Annotated in this window: 8 protein-coding genes; all 8 read left to right on the plus strand. The window is 61.1% G+C overall.

The window, feature by feature from the left end; genetic code table 11:
* Positions 1-253: 253 nt before the first annotated feature.
* The 8 genes from glnA to V7756_RS10955 all read left to right on the plus strand — a co-directional run bounded on the left by glnA (position 254) and on the right by V7756_RS10955 (position 23,160).
* The gene (gene glnA / locus V7756_RS10920; protein WP_335610202.1) at positions 254-1,657 is read left to right on the plus strand and encodes a glutamate--ammonia ligase; all 1,404 of its coding nucleotides are present in this window, start codon (positions 254-256) and stop codon (positions 1,655-1,657) included.
* 155 nt (positions 1,658-1,812) lie between these two features.
* Positions 1,813-2,478: a DUF4124 domain-containing protein gene (locus tag V7756_RS10925; protein WP_335610203.1), complete on the plus strand. Its 666-nt coding sequence runs from the start codon at positions 1,813-1,815 to the stop codon at positions 2,476-2,478.
* A gap of 327 nt (positions 2,479-2,805) precedes the next feature.
* Positions 2,806-3,885, plus strand: coding sequence for a nitrogen regulation protein NR(II) (gene glnL, locus V7756_RS10930; RefSeq protein ID WP_335610204.1), 1,080 nt, complete (start codon positions 2,806-2,808; stop codon positions 3,883-3,885).
* Between the two features lie 165 nt (positions 3,886-4,050).
* On the plus strand, positions 4,051-5,493 hold the full coding sequence (gene ntrC / locus V7756_RS10935) for a nitrogen regulation protein NR(I) (RefSeq protein ID WP_335610205.1): 1,443 nt from the start codon (positions 4,051-4,053) through the stop codon (positions 5,491-5,493).
* Between the two features lie 327 nt (positions 5,494-5,820).
* Complete coding sequence (locus V7756_RS10940; RefSeq protein WP_335610206.1) at positions 5,821-6,615, plus strand: efflux RND transporter periplasmic adaptor subunit; 795 nt, start codon at positions 5,821-5,823, stop codon at positions 6,613-6,615.
* A complete protein-coding gene (locus V7756_RS10945) occupies positions 6,612-7,931 on the plus strand; it encodes an efflux RND transporter periplasmic adaptor subunit (RefSeq protein ID WP_335610207.1) in 1,320 nt (439 codons plus the stop codon). Before V7756_RS10940 ends, V7756_RS10945 begins: the two co-directional genes overlap by 4 nt.
* Complete coding sequence (locus tag V7756_RS10950) at positions 7,932-10,025, plus strand: HlyD family efflux transporter periplasmic adaptor subunit (protein WP_335610208.1); 2,094 nt, start codon at positions 7,932-7,934, stop codon at positions 10,023-10,025. It abuts the gene before it with no gap.
* 460 nt (positions 10,026-10,485) lie between these two features.
* Positions 10,486-23,160 carry an Ig-like domain-containing protein gene (locus V7756_RS10955; RefSeq protein ID WP_335610209.1) on the plus strand — a complete coding sequence of 4,225 codons (12,675 nt, stop codon included), beginning with the start codon at positions 10,486-10,488 and terminating at the stop codon, positions 23,158-23,160.
* Positions 23,161-23,178 lie beyond the last annotated feature (18 nt).

The raw sequence follows: 23,178 nt of genomic DNA on the forward strand, positions 1-23,178 counted from the left end.
GCGGCCTGTGCCACAGCGCGCACGCACCAAACAAGTGCAGTCTACCTATACATTGCACTCAATAGGTGCGCCATTATGGTGCGTTGTGTTGTTTTTTTGAGCAAAACCCCTGAAAACCGGGCCTTTCGAGCGATGCTCCGAAATGGCACACCTTTTGCTCACTTCTAATGCAACCGATGTGCGGACCCGATCCGCTCGAATTAAAGAGGCGCCAGGCCAGATGCCTGGCAAATGATTCCTTTTGGAGGAAACCATGTCGAAAGCGATGCAACTGATCAAAGAGTATGACGTGAAGTGGGTAGACCTGCGCTTCACCGATACCAAAGGCAAGCAGCAGCACGTCACCATGCCTGCTCGTGATGTCAACGACGACTTCTTCGAAGAAGGCAAAATGTTTGACGGCTCTTCCATTGCCGGCTGGAAAGGCATCGAAGCTTCCGACATGATCCTCATGCCCGATGACAGCACCGCAGTCATGGACCCCTTCACCGAAGAGCCCACGCTGATCCTGGTCTGCGACATCATCGAGCCTTCTACCATGCAGGGCTACGAGCGCGATCCGCGCGGTATCGCCAAGCGTGCCGAAGAGTACCTGAAGTCCACCGGCATCGGTGACACCGTGTTTGTTGGTCCCGAGCCCGAGTTCTTCGTCTTCGACGAAGTCAAGTTCAAGTCCGACATCTCCGGCTCCATGTTCAAGATCTTCTCCGAGCAGGCTTCCTGGAACACCGATGGCGACTTCGAGACCGGCAACAAGGGTCACCGTCCGGGCGTCAAGGGTGGTTACTTCCCGGTACCGCCGGTCGATCACGACCACGAAATCCGTACTGCCATGTGTAATGCCATGGAAGAAATGGGTCTGACCATCGAAGTGCACCACCACGAAGTGGCGACTGCCGGCCAGAACGAAATCGGCGTACTGTTCAACACCCTGGTAGCCAAGGGCGACGAAGTACAGACGCTGAAGTACTGTGTACACAACGTAGCCGATGCCTTCGGCAAGACCGCTACCTTCATGCCCAAGCCCCTGTACGGCGATAACGGCTCCGGTATGCACGTGCACATGTCCATCTCCAAGGATGGCAAGAACACCTTCGCTGGCGAAGGCTACTCCGGCCTGTCCGACACCGCCCTGTTCTTCATCGGCGGTATCATCAAGCACGGCAAGGCACTGAACGCCTTTACCAACCCGTCCACCAACAGCTACAAGCGTCTGGTCCCCGGCTTTGAAGCCCCGGTCATGCTGGCCTACTCCGCCCGCAACCGCTCTGCTTCCATCCGTATTCCTTACGTTTCCAGCCCGAAAGCTCGCCGCATCGAAGCGCGCTTCCCGGATCCAGCTGCCAACCCTTACCTGTGCTTCGCGGCACTGTTGATGGCTGGCCTGGACGGTATTGCCAACAAGATCCACCCTGGCGATGCTGCAGACAAGAACCTGTATGACCTGCCACCGGAAGAAGCCAGCCAGATCCCACAGGTCTGTGGCAGCCTGAAGGAAGCACTGGAGTCTCTGGACGCCGACCGCGAGTTCCTGACCAAGGGCGATGTATTCACCAACGAATTCATCGATGCCTACATGGAGCTCAAGCACGCCGAAGAGATCAAGGTCCGTACCTTCGTTCACCCGCTGGAATACGATCTGTATTACAGCTGCTGAACCTGGCGCAAGCCCGGTAGTCAAAAAAGGGTGCCCTTTGGGGCGCCCTTTTTTTACGCCTGTCGCCAAGGCCCGCGCGAGCATGGCCAGACTGCGGTTCTCGGGCTATAAGATAGGATGCAAGGATGGGCTACATGCCCCAAGGAGAGCATCAGATGTCGAACAAACCAGTCATAGCCCTAACCGCACTGCTGATTAGCGGTGTCGGCGCCAGCGCGACAGCTAGCGAGGTGTACACCTGGACGGATGCCGAGGGCAACCGCATCTATTCCGACCAGGCCAACCCCAACGCCACCAAGGTTCAGGTCGGCCCGACCAACAGCATAGAGCCGCCCAAACCCATACCGGCATTCGAGAACTCCAGCAGCGATTCCAACGCAGCCGATGACGCGAACAGCAATAACGCCAGTAGCGGCAGCTATCGCAGCCTGAGCATCACCAGCCCTGCCAATGACACCGCCGTGCGCGCCAACGACGGCAACATCACCCTTACGGTCACTATCGACCCGCCGCTACGCATGGGCAATCTGCTGCGCGCCCAGGTCGATGGCAACCTCAACGAGCAGGCGATCCCCGGCAGCGGTCAGCCCAGCGCCACCCTGACCCTGCCCAACCTGGATCGCGGAACGCACGAAATCAGTGCAGTGATCATGGATACCCGCGGCCAGGTTATTCTCGCCAGCGAACCTCTCACCGTGCACGTGCAACGCACTTCACTCAACCAGCCAGGCCGCGTAGGCAATCCCAACCAGGCACCCACCGCCCCGGCAGCACCTGCGGCCCCCAACGTGCCCAAACCCCCTGCCTCGCCGGCCCCCTGAATCGCGCCACGGGTGCGGCCTGACGGCCGCACCAGCACGGCGCACCATTTTTGTGCATACTCCCCTTCACGCGCTCCAAAACGTGCGCCAAAGCTTGGCGCGCGAGACGCCAAAGCTGCCAATGTGCCACCAGAGCCCTGCCTGAAAGGCGTACTGGCGGCGTAACGTGCACCCCTGCGAAGCAGCACCAGCAAGGCATGCAGAGGCGTTGAGCAGGCATTCGCGAACCAGGCCACACAAAAGCGCAAGAGAATACTCAAGTGCGTGCATTTGCGCCCCGAATTGGTTCGCTTCTTGCATTTCTCTGTTCAAACCATGGATAAGCCTATGCTGCCCGACCGCTTTCTACGCCAGATACTCGACAACCTGACCACCGCCGTGCTGCTGCTCGACGGGGAGTTACGCCTGAGTTTCATGAATCCGGCCGCCGAAATGCTGCTGGCGGTGAGTGGTCAGCGCGTGTTCCAGCAACCGGTGAGCGACCTCTTTACCGATACCGCTGCTGCGTTGGACTCACTGCACAACGCCGTAGAGCACGCCCACCCTTTTACCAAGCGCGAAGCACAGCTGACGCTTGGCAACGGTCAGACCCTGATGGTGGATTATTCGGTTACTCCCATCATGGCCGCCAATCGCAACTGGCTACTGATTGAACTCTACCCACGCGATCGCCTGCTGCGCATCACCAAGGAAGAGGCGCAATTATCCAAGCAGGAAGTCACCAAGGTACTGGTGCGCGGCCTGGCGCACGAAATAAAGAACCCGCTGGGCGGCATTCGGGGTGCAGCTCAGTTGCTTGCCCGCGAACTGCCGGAAGAATCGCTCAAGGATTACACCGACGTGATCATTGAAGAGGCAGACCGGCTGCGCAATCTGGTCGACAGCATGTTGGGCCCCTACCGTCCGCCGGCGCTGCGCTCGATCAATATTCACGAGATCACCGAACGCGTGTGCAGTCTGATCGAGGCCGAAACCCAGGGTGTACTCAAGCTCAAGCGCGACTATGACCCCAGCATCCCCGACATTCTTGCCGATCGCGAACAACTGATTCAGGCGCTGCTCAACATAGTCCGCAATGCCATGCAGGCGATTGGCGAAAGCCGCCCCCTGGAGCAGGGTTGCATCACCTTGCGTACCCGCGCGCTGCGCCAGTTCACCATTGGCCAGACTCGCTATCGCCTGGTGTGCCGGCTGGAAGTCATCGACAACGGCCCAGGCATTCCGGCCGATATTGTCGAAAGTATTTTCTATCCCATGGTCAGCGGCCGCGCCGAAGGTACCGGGCTGGGCCTGTCGATTACCCAGAACATCATCGGTCAGCATCAGGGCTTGATCGAGTGCGACAGCGAGCCCGGCTGCACCACCTTCACCCTGTTCCTGCCACTGGAACAGGAAGGAAGCGATTGAACGTGCTCCACCAGATCAAACCAGCGCGACGACCGGGTACCGACCCGCGCCGCCCAAACACGATATCGAACCCAGCCGCCGGCAGGTGCTGCGGGTTCATGTCGATGCTCAACGAGCCTTGCCTCAACTGCCTGCCGACTGTACCGGAACTGGAGAATAGATTTTATGACCCGCTCATCCAATCGTGCTGAAAATGTCTGGATCGTCGATGATGATCGCTCCATCCGCTGGGTTCTGGAGAAGGCCCTGCAACAGGAAGGCATGGAACCGGTGAGCTTCGATAGCGCAGACGCCGCCCTGCATCGCCTGCAGCGCCAGCATCCGGATGTATTGATCAGCGATATTCGCATGCCCGGCACCAGCGGTCTGGATCTGCTGGCCAGCATCCGCGAGCAGCATCCCAAGCTGCCGGTGATCATCATGACTGCGCACTCCGATCTGGATAGCGCCGTAGCCTCCTATCAGGGCGGTGCATTCGAATACCTGCCCAAGCCGTTTGATGTTGACGAGGCCGTGGCACTGGTGCGCCGCGCACTTGCCCATACCTACGAGCAGGAAGCGCAGGACGAGGAACTGGACCAGACCCGCACGCCGGAAATCATCGGTGAAGCGCCCGCCATGCAGGAAGTGTTTCGCGCCATCGGCCGGCTCTCCCACTCCAACATCACTGTGCTGATCAATGGCGAATCCGGCACCGGCAAGGAACTGGTCGCTCACGCGCTGCACCGCCACAGCCCGCGCGCGCGCAATCCCTTCATTGCCCTGAACATGGCGGCGATACCCAAGGATCTGATGGAGTCCGAGCTGTTCGGCCACGAAAAAGGCGCCTTCACCGGCGCCAGCGTGCAACGCCGTGGCCGCTTCGAACAGGCCGATGGCGGCACCCTCTTTCTCGACGAGATCGGCGATATGCCGGCAGAAACCCAGACGCGCCTGCTGCGGGTACTGGCTGATGGCGAGTTCTACCGCGTCGGTGGCCACACGCCGATCAAGGTAGATGTGCGCATCATCGCCGCCACCCACCAGAACCTTGAGGGGCTGGTGCAGTCTGGCAAGTTTCGCGAAGACTTGTTCCATCGCCTCAACGTCATTCGCATCCATATCCCCAAGCTGGCCGAACGCCGCGAAGACATCCCCGCCCTGGCGCAGCACTTTCTGTCCAAGGCGGCGCAGGAGCTGGCCGTCGAACCCAAGTTGCTCAAACCCCAGACCCAGGAATACTTGCGCAACCTGCCATGGCCCGGCAACGTCCGCCAACTGGAAAACACCTGCCGCTGGATTACCGTCATGGCGTCCAGCCGAGAAGTACTGGTTGAAGATCTGCCCCCGGAAATGCTCACCCAGCACCAGGACAGTGCGCCAGACGGCCATTGGGAACAGGGTTTGCGCACCTGGGCGGACCAGGAACTGGCCCGCGGCGTGACCAATCTGCTGGATATTGCCGTGCCCGCCTTCGAACGCATCATGATCGAAACTGCGCTCAAGCACACCGCCGGCAGGCGCCGCGATGCCGCGCAGTTGCTGGGCTGGGGCCGCAATACCCTGACCCGCAAGATCAAGGAACTGGGCATGAATGTGGACGGTTCCGACGAAGACGAAAGCGAATAACCGAGCAGAAATAGCTGCCAGATGAAAACTGGCACGCTTGATGCTTTATGACTATTGGGTGTATTTGGGGTGACTCCGGTTCAGGCAGGCTGGAGTCGCCTTTTTTTATGGGCGATCGAAAAGCAGCTGGAAGCTGGAAGCTGGAAGCTGGAAGCTGGAACAGCGTGGTGGTGGGTCTGGAGCGGTCAAGCCATTTTTTGCCTATGGCCGTATTACCGAACCAGCACGCTGGTCTGATTCGCTCCAACAGTGTTTCGCTTCATCGCTTGCCGCCCGCAGCCGCAGTTACGTAGACTCCCCGAACTGCTGCCGCCCGAGAAAACAATAATGCATCCGAGTCTGCTGACCACTATCTGCCTGTGTTGCGCCCTGCTGGCCAGCCTGCCCGTCCAAGCCCAGAGCAATCTGCTGGAAGATCCCTTGCTTGCGCCCATCAGCGCAGACCCCAGCGCGAGTGAGCGCACCCAGGCACGGGGCGTGTTGCGCGCACAGCAGCAGGCCACGTTATCCAGCGAACTGGCCGGACGGGTGCTGGAGCTACCCTTCAGCGAAGGTGAGGCGTTCGACAAGGGCGCCGAATTGGTGCGCTTCGACTGCAGCGCCTATCAGGCTCAGCTGAACGCCGCCGAGGCCTCTACCCGCGCTGCGCAGCAGCAGCTCAACCATACCGAACGCCTCGCGGCGCTCAACTCGGTGGGCGAGTTCGAAGTCGCCATGGCCCAGGCCAAGCGGGCCGAAGCCAGCGCCCAGGCACAGGTTTATCGCGTCCAGGTCAACCGCTGCAGCGTCAAGGCGCCCTACTCGGGCAAAGTGGTCAGCCGCGAAGTGCAACCCTTCGAGAGTGTCGCCAGCGGCACGCCTCTGCTCAGCATCGTCGACAACAGCAAACTGGAAATTCATCTGCTGGTGCCCTCGCACTGGCTGGGCAAACTGCAGCCGGGCAGCCAACTGCAGTTTATCCCTGATGAAACCGGCCAGACGCTACCGGCCACCGTCAAGCGCATTGGTGCGCGCATCGATGAGGGCAGCCAGACGCTGCTGGTGATTGCCGAGTTGCCCGCCGACAGCCCGAACTTGCTGGCGGGCATGAGCGGCACCGCCGAGTTTGCGGAGCAGCCATGAACGCGCCGCAACCGCGCCCGCTGGAGCAAGTGTTTGCCCAGTTTCTGGCGCTGCAGCAGAGCATGCGCAAGGCCCGCGATCTCGACGCCCTGGGCTACGCCATGGTCAACGAGCCACAGCCGTTGTTCGGTTACCGCCATGCCGCCTTGCTGATTGCCGGCCGTGTGCGCAATCTGACCGGCATCAGCGTGATCGATCCGCACGCGCCCTTTGTGGCCTTCGTCGAGCGCGCCGCGCGCCAGGGTGCAGCCAATGACAAGACGCCTCAAGCACGGCTTATCAATCCCTCCGAGCTGGACCCGCAGACCCAGGCCGATTGGCAAGCGCTGTCTGCCGGTGCCGTGGTCTGGGTGCCCCTATGTGCTCCGGACGGCCAGCCTTTTGGCGGCCTGTGGTTGGCGCGCGAACAACCCTGGAGCGAACCGGAACTGGCGCTGCTGAGCCAGCTTGGCGAGTGCCAGGCCCACGCCTGGTGGGCACTGCAACCACGCCATCCCTGGCGCCTGCGCTGGCCACGCAAACGTCTGCTGTGGATCGCCGCCGCGCTGCTGCTGTTATTGGCCCTGCCTATTCGTCAATCGGTGCTGGCACCCGCCGAAGTGGTGCCCTTGGATGGCCAGGTAATAGCGGCGCCTCTGGATGGGGTGATTGCCGAGTTCATGGTCAAGCCCAATCAGCCGGTGGAGGCTGGCGACCTGCTGGTGCGCTTTGACAACACCAGCCTGCGTGCCCAGGCGGACGTGGCCGAACGCAGCTTGCAGGTTGCCGAAGCGGAACTGCGCGCCAGCACCCAACGCGCCTTCAGCGACAGCGATGCCAGTGCGCGCATTGATCTTTTGGCGGCCCGGGTCGACCAAAAGCGCGCCGAACGTGACCACGCCCGGCAGTTGTTACAGCGTAGCGAAGTGCGTGCCGAGCGCGCCGGTATCGCCGTGTTCGCCGATGCCCAGCGCTGGACCGGCCGTCCGGTGCAGACGGGCGAGCGGCTGATGGAAATCGCCGACCCCGAACGCGCCCAGTTGCGCATCGACCTGGCCGTCGGCGATGTGTTGGCGTTCGCGCCGGATGCCGAGGTCGCGCTGTTTCTCGACAGCGATCCGCTCACCCGCCGCAGCGCCAGCCTGGTCAGTCAGGCCTACGAAGCACAGCCATTGGCAGGTGGCCAACTGGCCTATCGCTTCGATGCCGCCTTTGTTGAGCAACCACCGCGCATCGGCCTGCGCGGGACCGCCAAGCTGTATGGCCCGCGCGGCCCGCTGGCACTCTACTTGCTGCGCCGCCCCATAGCGGCCCTGCGCCAGACGGTGGGAATCTAGATGCAGTTGCCCGCCCTGCGCGACGACCTGCAGTTATCCGCTGCCGAGCCTGCCTACGACGGCACCCCGCAGTGGACACTGGCCGACCCGCTGCGGGGCCGCTACTTCAAACTCGGCCAGGCGGCCATGCGGCTGCTGCGTCACTGGCACCTGGGGCATGCCGAGCAAGTGCTGCACGCGGCCAACCGTGAATCCGGCACGCCGCTCAGCGGTCAGGATGTTGAGGGTCTGACACGTTTTTTGCGCGGCCATGACCTGATCAGTGCCAGCGACGCCGAGCAGCGCGGCAGCTACGCCGGCAAAGCCGCCATGCAGCGCCAGTCACCCTGGAAGCAGGTGTTGCACAACTACCTGTTCTTTCGCATCCCGCTATGGCGGCCCGACCCCTTTCTGCAGCGCGCCTGGCCACTGCTGGCCAAAGTCGGGCCGGGCCTGTTGCGCTGGGGTTTGCCGTTAACCCTGCTGCTGGGCCTGTTTCTGATGCTGCGCGACTGGCCGCGGTTTATCGCCAGCTTTCCCTATCTGTTCAGCCTGGGCGGCCTGCTGGCCTTTGGCGCGGCCTTGGTGTTCTCCAAGTTCTGCCATGAATTCGGCCACGCCTTCATGGCCAAGCGCGCCGGCTGTCGGGTACAAAGCATGGGGCTGGCGTTCATGGTGCTATTTCCGCTGTTCTATACCGATGTCAGCGATGCCTGGCGGGTCAACGACCGTCGCTCGCGGCTGCTGATCGGCGCCGGCGGCATTCTCGCCGAGTTGCTGCTGGCCAGCGTCGCCCTGCTCGCCTGGTCACTGCTGCCGGACGGCCCCCTGCGCACCGCCGCCTTCCTGCTTGCCACCGCCACCTGGCTGACCACGCTAATCGTCAACCTGAACCCGCTGATGCGCTTTGACGGTTACTTTCTGATCGCTGATTACTGGGGCATCGAGAACCTGCAGGGCCGCGCCTTTGCCCTGTGCCGCTGGCGCCTGCGTGAAGCGCTGTTCGGCTTCAACGAGCCACAGCCCGAGCCGCTGCCACCGATCATGCGCCAACGCATGCTGATCTGGGGCTACGCCTCCTGGGTCTGGCGCGCGGTTCTGTTCCTGGGCATCGCCCTGATGGTCTACCACCTGTTCTTCAAGCTGCTGGGTATTTTTCTGATGCTGGTCGAGCTGAGCTGGTTCATCGGCCGCCCGGTATACGCCGAAATGCAGGAGTGGTGGGCCCGACGCGCCAAGGCAAAGCCGCGCAAACAGTGGCGCAACCTGCTGTTGCTGGGCGCCGTGGCAGCCCTGTTTCTGATCCCCTGGCGTGGCAATGTCAGCGTACCCGTGATGCTCGAGGCCGATCAGGTCGCCACCCTGTATGCGCCGGCGCCAGCGCGCCTGGATGAACTGCTGGTCAGTGACGGCCAGCGGGTGGCCAAGGGCGATGTCCTGCTGCGCTTGAGCTCCCCCGACCTTTTGGCGCGCATGCAGATCGTGCGCAGTGAAATCGACATACTGCGGCTGCAGCTGCGGCGCCAATCGGGGCGCAGCGAAACCGCCGGCGACAGCGGCATTCTGGAGCAGCAACTGGCTACCGCCGTCGCCGAGTACCGTGGCCTGCAGGCGCAAACGCAACAATTGCAGGTCACCGCACCGGCCGCTGGCGTGGTGCGCGACCTGCTGCCCGGCCTCACTGCAGGCCGCTGGCTCGCCCCGCAACAAGCGCTGGTGCGCATCGTGGGGCCTGGCGTGCGTCTGCGCGGCTACCTGCCCGAAGATGACCTGCGCCGCATCAGCCCTGGCGCTCAGGGTCGCTTTGTCAGCGAAGACCCCGGCCGCAGCAATTTGGCGGTGAGCGTGACCGAGATAGACGCCACCGGCAGCGAGTACCTGAGCCTGGAAGCCTTGGCCTCGGACCAACAGGGGCCGGTCGCCGTGCGCCGTGACAATACCGGCGCCCAGCCGGTGCACGGCCATTACGGCATCAGACTGGCCGCAACCGAGCCCGTGAATACGCCTAGCCAGCCCTTGCGCGGCACCGTGCAACTGCAGGGCGAACGCAGAACATTGGCCAGCGCCCTATGGCGGCAACTGGCTGCCATAGGCATCCGCGAAAGCGGTTTCTAACCCCAAACACTGGCGACTGGCTCGAAAAACCACTACAACTTAGGGTTGTGGCGAAGTAGCATTAGCGCATACAACCGAGCATCGGATGCTGACAAGAACAAACAGGGTTTTCTTCATGGCTGTTGAGATAGCTCCATTCCACCGCCTCATCTGCAAGCCGTCTGGCTGCGCTTTTATGGCAGCGGCTCCTGGCAGATCTGTATCCGCCTATCCCGGCACCAGGCAAGCTGGTGTCGAACACCACGCTCTCCCTCTCGCCAGCGAGGGCGCCAGCGTCGCCAATCTCTTGTGGCAAAAGCCCCTGCCGCAAACTCCATGCGCAAAAACCAGCGCCCGGTTTGCCACTGACTCCGATAAGCCATTTGGCCAAGTATCTCCAGCCTGCGTTATGCCCATAAATACAATTGCAATCGCCAAGCCTGCCGGGCTTGCCCCTGCACAGCACTAAAGGAACACGGTCATGTGGTGGAGTTCAAAAAGCAAAACGTCGACCAGCGAACAGCCCGCAGCCGAAGCACCAGCGGCAAGCACGCCCGTTGCGCGCCCTCCGCTGATGCAAGCGCTGGAACCACGCATGATGTTCGACGGTGCGGTTGCCGCCACCGTGGTCGATGCAGCCGCCGACCACAATACCGACAGCCAGCCAGAAAGCAGCGACGTCGCCGCTCCTGGCGCTGCTGGCGAACAACGGCAGGAAATTGTCTTTGTCGACAGCAATGTGCAGAACTACCAGCAACTGGTGGATGGCGTTGGTGATGGTGTCGAGGTCGTCTTACTCGACGGCAGTCAGGATGGGCTGCAGCAGATCGCCGACTACCTTGATGGCCGCAGCGGTATCGACAGCATTCATATTCTGAGTCACGGCGACAGCGGCAGGGTCCAGCTCGGCAGCACCTGGCTGGATAGCCCCGGCATAGCGACCCATCAGGCGTTGCTGAGCGAAATAGGTGCGACCCTCAGCGACGGCGGAGACATCTTGCTGTATGGCTGCAAGGTGGGCGCCGAAGACGGCTTTCTTGAGCAGTTGGCCACGGCAACTGGCGCCGACGTTGCCGGCTCCAGAGACAACACCGGCAGCGCTGTACTGAACGGCAACTGGACACTGGAGGCCAGCACCGGCGCCATCGAAGCCTCGCAGCTTGACGCTGCGCAGACCTTCGCGTCTTACAACGCCCTGCTCGCTGCGCCCAGCTCCGAGAACTTTGATGGTGTGACGCTGAGCGGCGGCTACAGCTTCGGAGTTCAAGGCCAGGCACGCACGCTAAACGGTTGGACCTTCTCGGTGCAAACCAACAGCGGCGCCGTGGACTCGAACTCTTACGTAGACATCACCAACCAAACTGGTGATACCTCTCTGGCAAACGACGGCTCAGATGCTGCTGCACTACTGAATGGGGGCTTCAACGCGGGTACTGCTGCGGTATTAAAATCAACCAGCGGCGACGCCTTTTCATTCCAGTCAATACGCGTAGAAAACGGGTTCTCCCCCGGTAACGACTATCGTCTGGTGGGCTATCTGGACGGCGCTGTCGTCTCCGGTGCATCAATCGACTTTAACGCCGGAAACTACGGCTCAGGCGGCACACTGGTGTCCGCCTCCGGCTCAGCCTGGCAGCAGGTCGATGAAGTACGCATCGTGCGCCAGAGCGGCGTGGCCGATGTCTCAATTTATGTGGACGACATTACGGTAGCCAGCGCAGTCAGCAATGTGGCGCCGTCGGTAGGCAACCTCAATGGCGACAGCGTCACCTTCACACAAGGTAACGGCGCCATACTGCTGGATGCGAGTAGCAACGCAACCCTGACCGACGCCGATTCTGCCAACTTCAATGGCGGCAATATTACCGTATCCATTGTGACCAACGCCGTGGCTGGCGAAGACCTTTTGGGCATTGAGAATCAGGGTACCGGCGCAGGCCAGATTGGTCTATCCGGCAGTAACGTCACCTACACCGGCGTGACCATTGGTAGCTTTACCGGCGGCAGCGGCGGAGCAGACCTGGTGGTCTCGCTCAACGGTAACGCGACCGCAGCAGCCGCGCAGGCACTGGTGCAGAGCCTGACCTACAGCAACAGCAATGCGGGCAACGCCATAGACCAGGCTGATCGCACCGTGCGCGTAACAGTGAACGATGGCGATGGCGGTACCTCCAGCAATGCCGACGTGACTGTGGCCGTGGTGGAAACGGTTGCACCCACCACCACTAGCATCGTGGTGGCTGATACTGCGCTGCGCGCAGGTGAAACCACTACCGTTACCATCACCTTCAACGAGGCAGTAAGTGGGTTGGGTATAGGCGACTTCAGCGTGGCCAACGGCGCCCTGAGCAATCTGACCAGCAGCGACGGCGGCATTACCTGGACAGCGACGCTCACGCCCACCGCCGATGTGGAAGACACCAGCAACTTGTTAAGCCTCGACAATACCGGCGTACAGGATGCCGCTGGCAACACCGGTACCGGCACCACCGACTCCAACAACTACGCCATCGATACCCTGCGCCCCACCGCCAGCATCGTAGTGGCCGATACCGCCCTGGCCGCCAGCGAAACCAGCACCGTCACTATTACCTTCAACGAGGCAGTAAGCGGCCTGACCACAGCCGACTTCAGCGTGGCTAACGGCATCCTGAGCAACCTGAGCAGCAGCGACGGCGGCATTACCTGGACCGCGACGCTTACGCCCACCGCCGATGTGCAAGACACCAGCAACCTGGTGACCCTGAGCAACACCGGTTATAGCGACGGCGCCGGCAACACCGGCACAGGCACCACCGACTCCAACAACTACGCCATCGATACCCTGCGCCCCACCGCCAGCATAGTGGTCGCCGATACCGCATTAGCCGCCAGCGAAACAAGCACCGTTACCATCACCTTCAACGAGGCAGTAAGTGGGTTGGGTATAGGCGACTTCAGCGTTGCCAACGGTGCCCTGAGCAACCTGACCAGCAGCGACGGCGGCATTACCTGGACAGCGACCCTCACGCCCAGCGCCGATGTTGAAGACACCAGCAACCTGGTGAGCCTCGACAATACCGGTTATATAGATGCCGCGGGTAACACCGGCACAGGAACAACAGACTCCAACAATTACGCCATCGACACCTTGCGCCCCACCGGCAGTATCGTGGTAGCCGATACCGCACTGGCTGCCAGCGAAACAAGCACGGTCACCATCACCTTCAACGAGGCAGTAGGTGGGTTGGGTATAGGCGACTTCAGCGTTGCCAATGGCGCCCTGAGCAATCTGACCAGCAGCGACGGCGGCATTACCTGGACCGCGACCCTCACGCCCACCGCCGCTGTAGAAGACACCAGCAATCTGGTGAGCCTCGACAATACAGGCTATATAGATACCGCTGGCAACAGCGGCACTGGCACCACCGACTCCAACAACTACGCCATCGATACCCTGCGACCGACAGCCAGCATAGTGGTAGCCGATACCGCACTGGCTACCGGTGAAACCAGCAGCGTTACAGTTACATTCTCTGAGGCGGTAATTGGCCTGACAGAAGCGGACTTCAGCGTGGCCAACGGCGTCCTGAGCAACCTGAGCAGCAGCGACGGCGGCATTACCTGGACGGCCACTCTCACGCCGAATGCCGGCGTGCAAGACGCCAGCAACCTGGTAACCCTGAGCAACACCGGTTATGCCGATGCCGCCGGCAACACCGGCACAGGCACCACCGACTCCAGCAACTACGCCATTGATACCCTGCGCCCTACCGCCAGCATCGTAGTGGCCGATACCGCGCTGGCCGCTGGCGAAACCAGCACCGTCACCATCACCTTCAACGAGGCTGTGACCGGACTGGACGTGGCCGACTTCAGCGTGGCCAATGGCGTTCTCAGCGATATCAGCAGCAGCGACGGTGGAATTACCTGGACGGCCACTCTCACCCCGTCGGGCAGCGTAGAAGACACCAGCAACCTGATCACCCTGACCAATAGCGGCGTCGCAGATGCCGCCGGCAACGTCGGCGCAGGGACAACAGATTCCAACAACTACAGCGTAGATACAGTGGTGCCTGTCAACACCGTGCCCGGCGCCCAAACCACTGACACTATTACACCGTTGGTATTCAGCAACGGCAATGGCAACGCGATCAGCGTCAGTGACAGCGGCAACCTGACGGTGGTGGTCTCCGTGGCCAGCGGTACCCTGAGGGCGATTACCGGTGGCGCGGCTGGAATCAGCGACAATGGCACCGGCACGATAACCCTCACCGGTACCGCAGCCGAGGTAAACGCCGCACTGGAGGGGTTGACCTACACCCCTGGCGGTGCAGACGCGCAGAGCATCAGCATTCAGAGCACCGATGCTGCGGGTAATGTCGACAGCGATACGGTGGCGGTCACGGTCAGCAACTCCAGTCTATTGGTGACTTCGAACCAGGACAGCGGGGATGACCAGACGACAGCGACCAGCTTTGCCGCCGACCAAGCCGATGGCGGCGGTCTGAGCGTCCGCGAGGCGCTGTTCTGGGCACGCAGCGGCGATAGCATCAGTTTTGACCTGAATAGCGGCGTGGCCGGTTACCAGGGCGGGACCATCACACTCAACGGTAACCAGCTAACGATCAACACCGCTAATCTCAGCATCGATGGCGATCTGAATGATGATGGCGTCGCAGACGTCACCATTTCGGGCAATAACGCCAGCCGCGTCATGCTCGTCAATAGCGGCCTGACCGGCATTGAGCTGACCGGGCTGACATTGACAGAAGGTAATACCAACGGCGGTGGCGGAGCGCTTTATCTAGGCTTCGGTACCAATGTCATGGTACGAGACTCCAGTATCACCAACAGTATCGATGGGGGGGTGGGCGGGGGTGGTGTCTTTGGTAGCGGAGCCAGCCTTACCCTGATCAACTCGACAGTCAGCGGCAACACCAGCTCCACGTTCGGGGGCGGTATACGCAATGTCGGTTCTGGCGCCACGCTCAATCTGATCAACAGTACCGTCAATGGTAATAGCACCACCGGCGCAGGTGCGCATGGCGGCGGCATTCAAGTTTCTGGCGATCTCACCATAATCAACAGCACCATCAGCGGCAATACCGCTGCGGGCGCAAGCTCATTTGGCGGAGGTCTGCGTATCACTTCGGGCACCGCCTTCATTTACAACTCCACCATCGTCGGCAATGCGTCAGCAGGCGCAGGCGGTGGTATTTCTGCCCAGGGCACCGACACTTTCGTCAATGTCGTAGTTGCTGGCAATACCTCGGGAGCCGGAGCCACCGCTGGCGCTGGCGGTTCTCCGCTGGCTACTGGCGGCAGCGCCGATGACGTGGCTGGTACGGTTGAAAGCGCGACAAACAGTTACTTCGGCAGCAATGTATTCATCGCCAACAACACGGCCAGCCTGAATAACCAGGGCACGGCCAACCTGCTGCTGGGTGATCTGGCCTACAACAACGGCGGCGATATACAGACCCATGCCCTGCTCGCTGGCAGCGCACTGCTGGAAGCCGGCAGCAACGCGTCATTGCCAGCTGATACCTATGACCTGGACGGTGACAGCGATACTACAGAGCCCCTGCCAATTGATGCCAGTGGCGACGATCGTGTAAGCAACATCGTTGATATCGGTGCAGTCGAAGGCAACAGCGCGCCGGCGCTGAGCAATGTGAACGGTGGCGCTACCTTCGTCGAGAACGGCACACCGGTGATCATCGATGCCGACGCCTCCGTCAGTGATAGGGAGTTGGACCTGCTCAATAGCGGCAACGGCGACTACAACGGCGCCACGCTGACTATCATCCGCAACGGTGGTGCTGTAGCCAGCGACCTGTTCGGCTTCGTGGATGGCAACGGTATCAGTCTGTCTGGCGGCAACCTGGTGAAAAACGGCCAGATCATTGCCAACCTGGACAGCAGTGTGGCTGGCCAACTGCTGGTCACCTTTACCAATGCCAATGGCGAAATACCCACACGCGCCGATGTGAACGCCGTGCTGCAGCAACTCACCTATAGCTCCAGCAGTAACGACCCGGGCAACGGCCTGGATCTGAACATCACCCTGGGGGATGGCGCTGGCGCAAGCGACAGCGCCCTGGCGGCCATCACTGTCACGCCGATCAACGACGCCCCCACCCTGACCGCCACGGGCAGCAACCCGAGCTATACCGAAAATGACGCAGCTGTCCTGCTGTTCAGCGGTGCCAGCATCAGCACCGTTGAGGCTGGGCAAAGCATCAGCAGCCTGAGCATGACCATCAGTAACCTGGCCAATGGCGCCAGCGAACTGCTGAGCATTGATGGCAGCGAAATCAGCCTGATCGATGGCAACACCGGTACCACCGCTGGCAATGGCTTGACCTACAGCGTCAGCCTCAGCGGCAGCACTGCTACCATCACCGTCTCCAGCGCTGCAGGCGTCAGCGCCGCGACTGCAGAAACCATCATCAACGGCATCGGCTACCGCAACGCCAGCGATGCGCCGAGTGGCAGCAACCGGGCAGTGACGCTCACGGCCATCAGTGACAATGGTGGCGCAGCCAATGGCGGTACTGACGGCGGCCTGCTCGCTGTCGCCTCCACCGTCACCCTCAGCGCCAGCAACGATGCGCCGGTGATCACCGCACCGATCAATATCGACGTTTTCGAAGACACGGCAGGCGCACTCACTGGCATCAGCTTCAGCGATACCGACGCCGGCAGCGCCAGTGTCACGGCCACCTTTAGCGTTGCCAGCGGCAGCCTGAGCGCGGTCAGCGGCAGTGGCGTCACTGTGGGGGGCAGCGCCAGCAGCCTCACATTGAGCGGCAGCATTGCCGATATCAACGCCTTTATCTCCGCTGGCCAGCTCAGCTTTACCACGGCAGCCAACGCCAACGCCGATGTGACCCTGAGCATCAGCATTGACGACGGCGGCAACACGGGCGGCCCGGCCCAAAGCGATAACGCCAGTCTCACGCTCAACGTGACGGCGGTCAACGACGCGCCGGTCAACACTGTGCCGGGTGCTCAGAGTGTCGATCAGAGCGGTTCATTGGTATTCAGCGCGGCCAACGGCAATCAGATCAGCATTAGTGATGTGGATGCCGGAAGTGGCACCTTGCGGGCCACACTGACGGCTTCCAACGGCCTAATTACGCTCTCCGGCACTAGCGGCCTGAGCTTCGTGATCGGCAGTGGTGCGAACGACGGCACCATGACCTTTGAAGGCAGCCTTGTCGATATCAATAATGCCCTCAACGGTCTGACGTTTTCGCCAACGCCTGGCTACAATGGCGCGGGAAGCATTCAGATAACAAGCAACGACCTGGGATTCTCCGGCAGCGGTAGCGTGCAAACCGACACCGATGTCATCGCCATCAGTGTAGAGCCGCTCAACCCCATCATCATCAGCACCGGCAGCAGCTCGCTCGATGGCACCTACAAGGTGGGCGACACCCTGACCTTGACGGTGACCTTCGACCAGGCCGTCATCGTCGATACCGGTGGCGGCAACCCTGAACTGTTGCTGGAAACCGGCAGCACAGACCGCGCTGCCACCTACGTCTCCGGCAGTGGCAGCAGCACACTGACCTTCAACTATACCGTGCAGGCTGGCGATTTGACCGCCGACCTGAATTACCAATCCAGCAGTGCGTTGTCGTTAAATGGTGCCACCATCAGAAGCGCTGCCAGCGACGATGCCGTGCTGACGCTGCCCGCCACCGGCAGCGCCGATTCGATCGCCAGTCAGCACGCGCTGGCGATTGACGGCGTTCGCCCGACGGCCAGCGTGTTAGTCGCCGATACTGCCCTGGCTGCCGGCGAGACCAGCACCGTGACCATTACCTTCAGTGAGGCAGTGGTGGGCGTAGATCTGGCCGACTTCGCTGTGGAGAACGGCACCCTCAGCAATCTGGCGACCAACGATAATGTTACCTACACCGCGACCCTGACGCCTAATACCGATACCCAGGACACCAGCAACCTGATCACCCTGGACAACAGTGGCTATCTGGATACCGCTGGCAATACGGGCGCGGCACCGGTCAGCTCCAACAATTTCGCCATTGATACCCTGCGCCCCTCGGCCACCATTGTGGTCGCCGATACCGCACTGGTTGCCGGCGATACCAGCACAGTCACCATCACTTTCAATGAGGCAGTAAGCGGGTTGGACCTGGCCGACCTCAGCGCCAGCAACGGAGCCCTCAGCGATCTGGCCAGCAGTGACGGCGGCATAACCTGGACGGCGATCCTCACGCCCAGCGACAGTGTTGAGGACACCAGCAACCTGGTGATCCTCGACAATACCGGTTATCTGGACGCCGCTGGCAATACCGGCACTGGCACGACAGAATCCAACAACTACGCTATCGATACCCAGCGTCCAACGGCCAGCATAGTGGTGGCCGACACTGCGCTGGCAGCAGGCGAAACCAGCACGGTCACCATCACCTTCAACGAGGCAGTCAGCGGCCTGACCGCAGCAGACTTCACCGTGGAGAACGGAGCGCTAAGCAACCTCGCCAGCATCGACGGCGGCATTACCTGGACCGCTACGCTCACACCCACCGCCAACGTGGAGGACACCAGCAATCTGGTGACCCTCGACAATACCGGCGTGCAGGATGCAGTTGGTAATGCGGGCAGCGGCACAACCGACTCCAACAGCTACGCCGTCGACACCCAGCGCCCAACGGCCAGCATAGTGGTCGCCGACACTGCGCTGGCGGCTGGCCAAACCAGCAACGTTACCATTACCTTCAACGAGGCAGTCAGCGGCCTGACCGCAGCAGACTTCACCGTGGAGAACGGAGCGCTAAGCAACCTCGCCAGCATCGACGGCGGTATTACCTGGACCGCAACGCTCACGCCTGCAGCCAATGTGGAAGACACCAGCAACCTGGTGACCCTCGACAATACCGGCGTGCAGGACGCGGCAGGCAACACTGGCGTCGGAACGACTGATTCCAACAACTACGCCATCGACACCCAGCGCCCAACGGCCAGCATAGTGGTAGCGGACACTGCGCTGGCAGCAGGTGAAACCAGCACGGTCACCATCACCTTCAACGAGGCAGTCAGCGGCCTGACCCCAGCAGACTTCACCGTGGAGAACGGAGCGCTAAGCAACCTCGCCAGCATCGACGGCGGTATTACCTGGACTGCAACGCTCACGCCTGCAGCCAATGTGGAAGACACCAGCAACCTGGTGACCCTCGACAATACCGGCGTGCAGGACGCGGCAGGCAACACCGGCGTCGGAACGACTGATTCCAACAACTACGCGATTGATACCCTGCGCCCCTCGGCCACCATTGTGGTGGCCGATACCGCGCTGGCTGTCGGCGAAACCAGTACTGTCACTATCACCTTCAGCGAGGCGGTTAGTGGGCTGGACACAGCAGACTTCAGCGTGGCCAACGGCGCGCTCGGCAATCTGACCAGCAGCGACGGGGGTCTCACCTGGACCGCTACGCTCACACCCACCGCCAATGTGGAAGACACCAGCAACCTGGTGACCCTCGACAATACCGGTTATCTGGACGCTGCTGGCAACACCGGCACTGGCACGACAGATTCCAACAACTTCGCCATCGATACCCTGCGTCCGACAGCGACCATAGTGGTCGCCGACACCGCTCTGGCGGCTGGCGAAACCAGCACCGTTACCATCACCTTCAATGAAGCCGTGAGTGGACTGGACGTTGCTGATTTCAGCGTGGCCAACGGTGTTATCAGCGGTCTCACTAGCGGCGATGGAGGCATCACCTGGACCGCTACCCTCACACCGACCGCCGATGTGGAAGACACCAGTAATCTGGTGACTCTCGACAACACCGGGGTGCAAGACGCCGCCGGTAACGCCGGCATCGGAATGACCGAATCCAACAACTACGCCATCGATACCCTGCATCCGACAGCGACCATAGCGGTCGCCGATACCGCACTGGCTGCCGGCGAAACCAGCACCGTTACCATCACCTTCAACGAAGCAGTGAGTGGACTGGACGTTGCTGATTTCAGCGTAGCAAATGGCGCGCTAAGTAATCTGGCTAGCAGCGATGGCGGAGTCACCTGGACGGCTACGCTCACACCCATTGCCAATATGGTAGACACCAGCAACCTGGTGACCCTCGACAATACCGGCGTGCAGGACGCGGCAGGCAACACCGGCGTCGGCACGACTGATTCCAACAACTACACGATTGATACCTTGCGGCCGGCAGCGACCATAGTGGTTGCCGATACCACTCTCGCCGCTGGCGAAACCAGCACCGTCACTATTACCTTCAACGAGGCCGTGAGTGGACTGGACGTTGCTGATTTCAGCGTAGCAAATGGCGCGCTAAGCAATCTGACCAGCAGCGATGGCGGCATCTCCTGGACCGCTACACTCACACCCACCGCCGATGTGGAAGACACCAGCAACCTGGTGACACTGGACAATACCGGTGTGCAGGATGTCGCTGGCAATGCTGGCGTCGGAACGACGGATTCCAACAACTACGCCATCGATACGCTGCGTCCCACCGCCAGCATAGTGATCGACGATACCGCTATGGCGGCCGGCGAAACCAGCTCCGTTACCATCACCTTCAACGAGGCAGTGAGTGGGCTGGATGTGACTGACTTCAGCCTTACCAATGGTGTTCTCAGCGGTCTCGGCAGCAGCGACGGCGGTATTACCTGGACCGCCACCCTCACGCCTACCGCCGATGTGGAAGACACCAGCAATCTGGTTACTCTAGATAACACTGGCGTCGCAGATGCCGCCGGCAATGCTGGCGTCGGCGCAACCGACTCCAACAACTACGCCGTTGATACCCTGCGCCCCACCGCCAGCATAGTCATCGCCGACACCGCGCTGGCAGCCGGCGAAACCAGCAGCGTTACCATTACCTTCAACGAAGCGGTAAGTGGCCTGGATGCCGCAGACTTCAGTGTGGAGAACGGTGCTATCAGCGGCCTCAGCAGCAGCGACGGCGGCATCACCTGGACCGCCACGCTCACCCCGACCGCCGATGTGGAAGACACCAGTAACCTGGTAACCCTGAATAATGCCGGCGTACAGGACGCAGCGGGCAATGCTGGCGTCGGCACAACCGACTCCAACAGCTACGCCATCGACACCCTGCGTCCCACCGCCAGCATAATGATCGCCGACACCGCTCTCGCCGTCGGCGAAACCAGCACCGTTACCATCACCTTCAACGAGGCAGTGGGTGGGCTGGATGCAGCAGACTTCGCCGTGGCAAATGGCACGTTGAGCGCACTGACCAGCAACGACGGTGGTATTACCTGGACAGCGACTCTTACTCCCACGGCCGATGTAGAAGACACCAGCAATCTGATAACCCTGAACAATACTGGTGTGCAGGATGCAGCAGGCAATGCGGGTACCGGCATCACCGATTCCAACAACTACACCATCGATACGCTGCGTCCGACCGCGAGCATAATGGTCGCCGATACCGCTATGGCGGCCGGCGAAACCAGCACCGTTACCATCACTTTCAGCGAGGCGGTTAGCGGCCTGGATGTTGCTGATTTCAGCGTGACCAACGGCGCACTCAGCAACCTGACCAGCAGCGACGGCGGTATTACCTGGACAGCGACGCTCACACCCAGCGCCAACGTGGAGGACACCAGCAACCTGGTGACACTCGATAATACGGGCATACAGGATGTCGCGGGCAATACCGGCACTGGCACCACCGATTCCAATAACTACGCCATCGACACCCTGCGTCCCACCGCGACCATAGTGCTCGCCGATACTGCGCTGGCCGCCGGCGAAACCAGCATCGTTACCATCACCTTCTCCGAGGCAGTGAGCGGACTGGACGCTACCGATTTCAGCGTGGCGAACGGCACGCTTGGCAGCCTGGCCAGCAGCGATGGCGGTATTACCTGGACCGCCACCCTCACACCCACCGCCGACGTGGAAGATGTCAGCAATCTGGTAACCCTGAATAACACAGGTTATCTGGACGCAGCTGGCAACACTGGCGCGGGCACTACCGACTCCAACAGCTACGCCATTGATACACTGCTTCCTGCTGTCACCTCGGTGAGCGTTCCAGCAGACGCGACCTATGTTGCAGGAGATCAGCTCGATTTCACCGTGAACTTCAGCGAAGCGGTTAGCGTTGAAGGCGGCACGCCACGGTTGCTCGTAGCGCTGGACAACGGCGCCACGGCTTACGCGGACTACATCAGCGGTTCCGGCAGCAGCGCACTGGTCTTCCGCCTGACTGTCACCGAGGGGCAACTGGACAGCAACGGCATTGAGTTGGGCGAGGCCATTATTTTGAACGGCGCCACCCTGCGCGATGCCGCCGGCAACGCAGCCGAGCCCGCGCTCAACAATGTGGCAGCAACCGAAGGTGTACAGATTGACGCAGTACCCCCGCAGGTCAGCGGCATAGAGCTAGACGCACAGTCGCCGACCAATGCCAATGCCGTCAGCTTTACCGTCAGCTTCAGCGAAGATGTCAGTGGCGTTGACCTGGGTGACTTCCAGCTCGATACCGACGGCAACGCCACCGGCAACCTGGCTTCGCTGGTGCAGCTTGACGCCCAGACTTATCAGGTCAATGTCACGGGAGTGACAGGGCTGGGCAGTCTGGGTCTCACGCTCAATGCAGCCGGTAGCAACATCGTGGATGCACACGGCACCGCCATGCTGACCAGCTTCAGCACACCGGGCTATCAGGTAGTGGCCATGGACCACATTCCCGACAGCGCATCCGATCAGAACTCAGCACCGCCATTCATGACGCAATGGCCCACGGCGCCAGCAGTGCCAGACTCACCGTTCAACGCACTGCTGACCCCGCAACCGCTGTTTGCGCCGAGCACCCTGGGTAGCGACCTGAGCTTTGCCCCAAGTTGGTTCCAGGGTTTGACATCTCTGCAGAGCAGTCAACTGGCGCAGATCTTCCAGCAGCACGGCTTCTTTGGCTTTGGCGGCGATACCGGCGCCTTCGACAGCAGCGACCTGGCTCAGCTGTTCGACGGAGAGGACAAAGACACTCCACCACCAGCCGCAATGAACGATACTCCGTTCGGCGCACCAGGCCTGCAACAACAACTACAGCAGTTGGTAACCGCCGAACAACAGCGCATTGAGCAACTGGGCAGTGCTTTGAGCGGCATGACAGGGACAACACAACAATCATGAAAAAAATCAGAGTAGACA

The organism is Halopseudomonas sp., assembly GCF_036961105.1.
GTDB lineage: Bacteria > Pseudomonadota > Gammaproteobacteria > Pseudomonadales > Pseudomonadaceae > Halopseudomonas.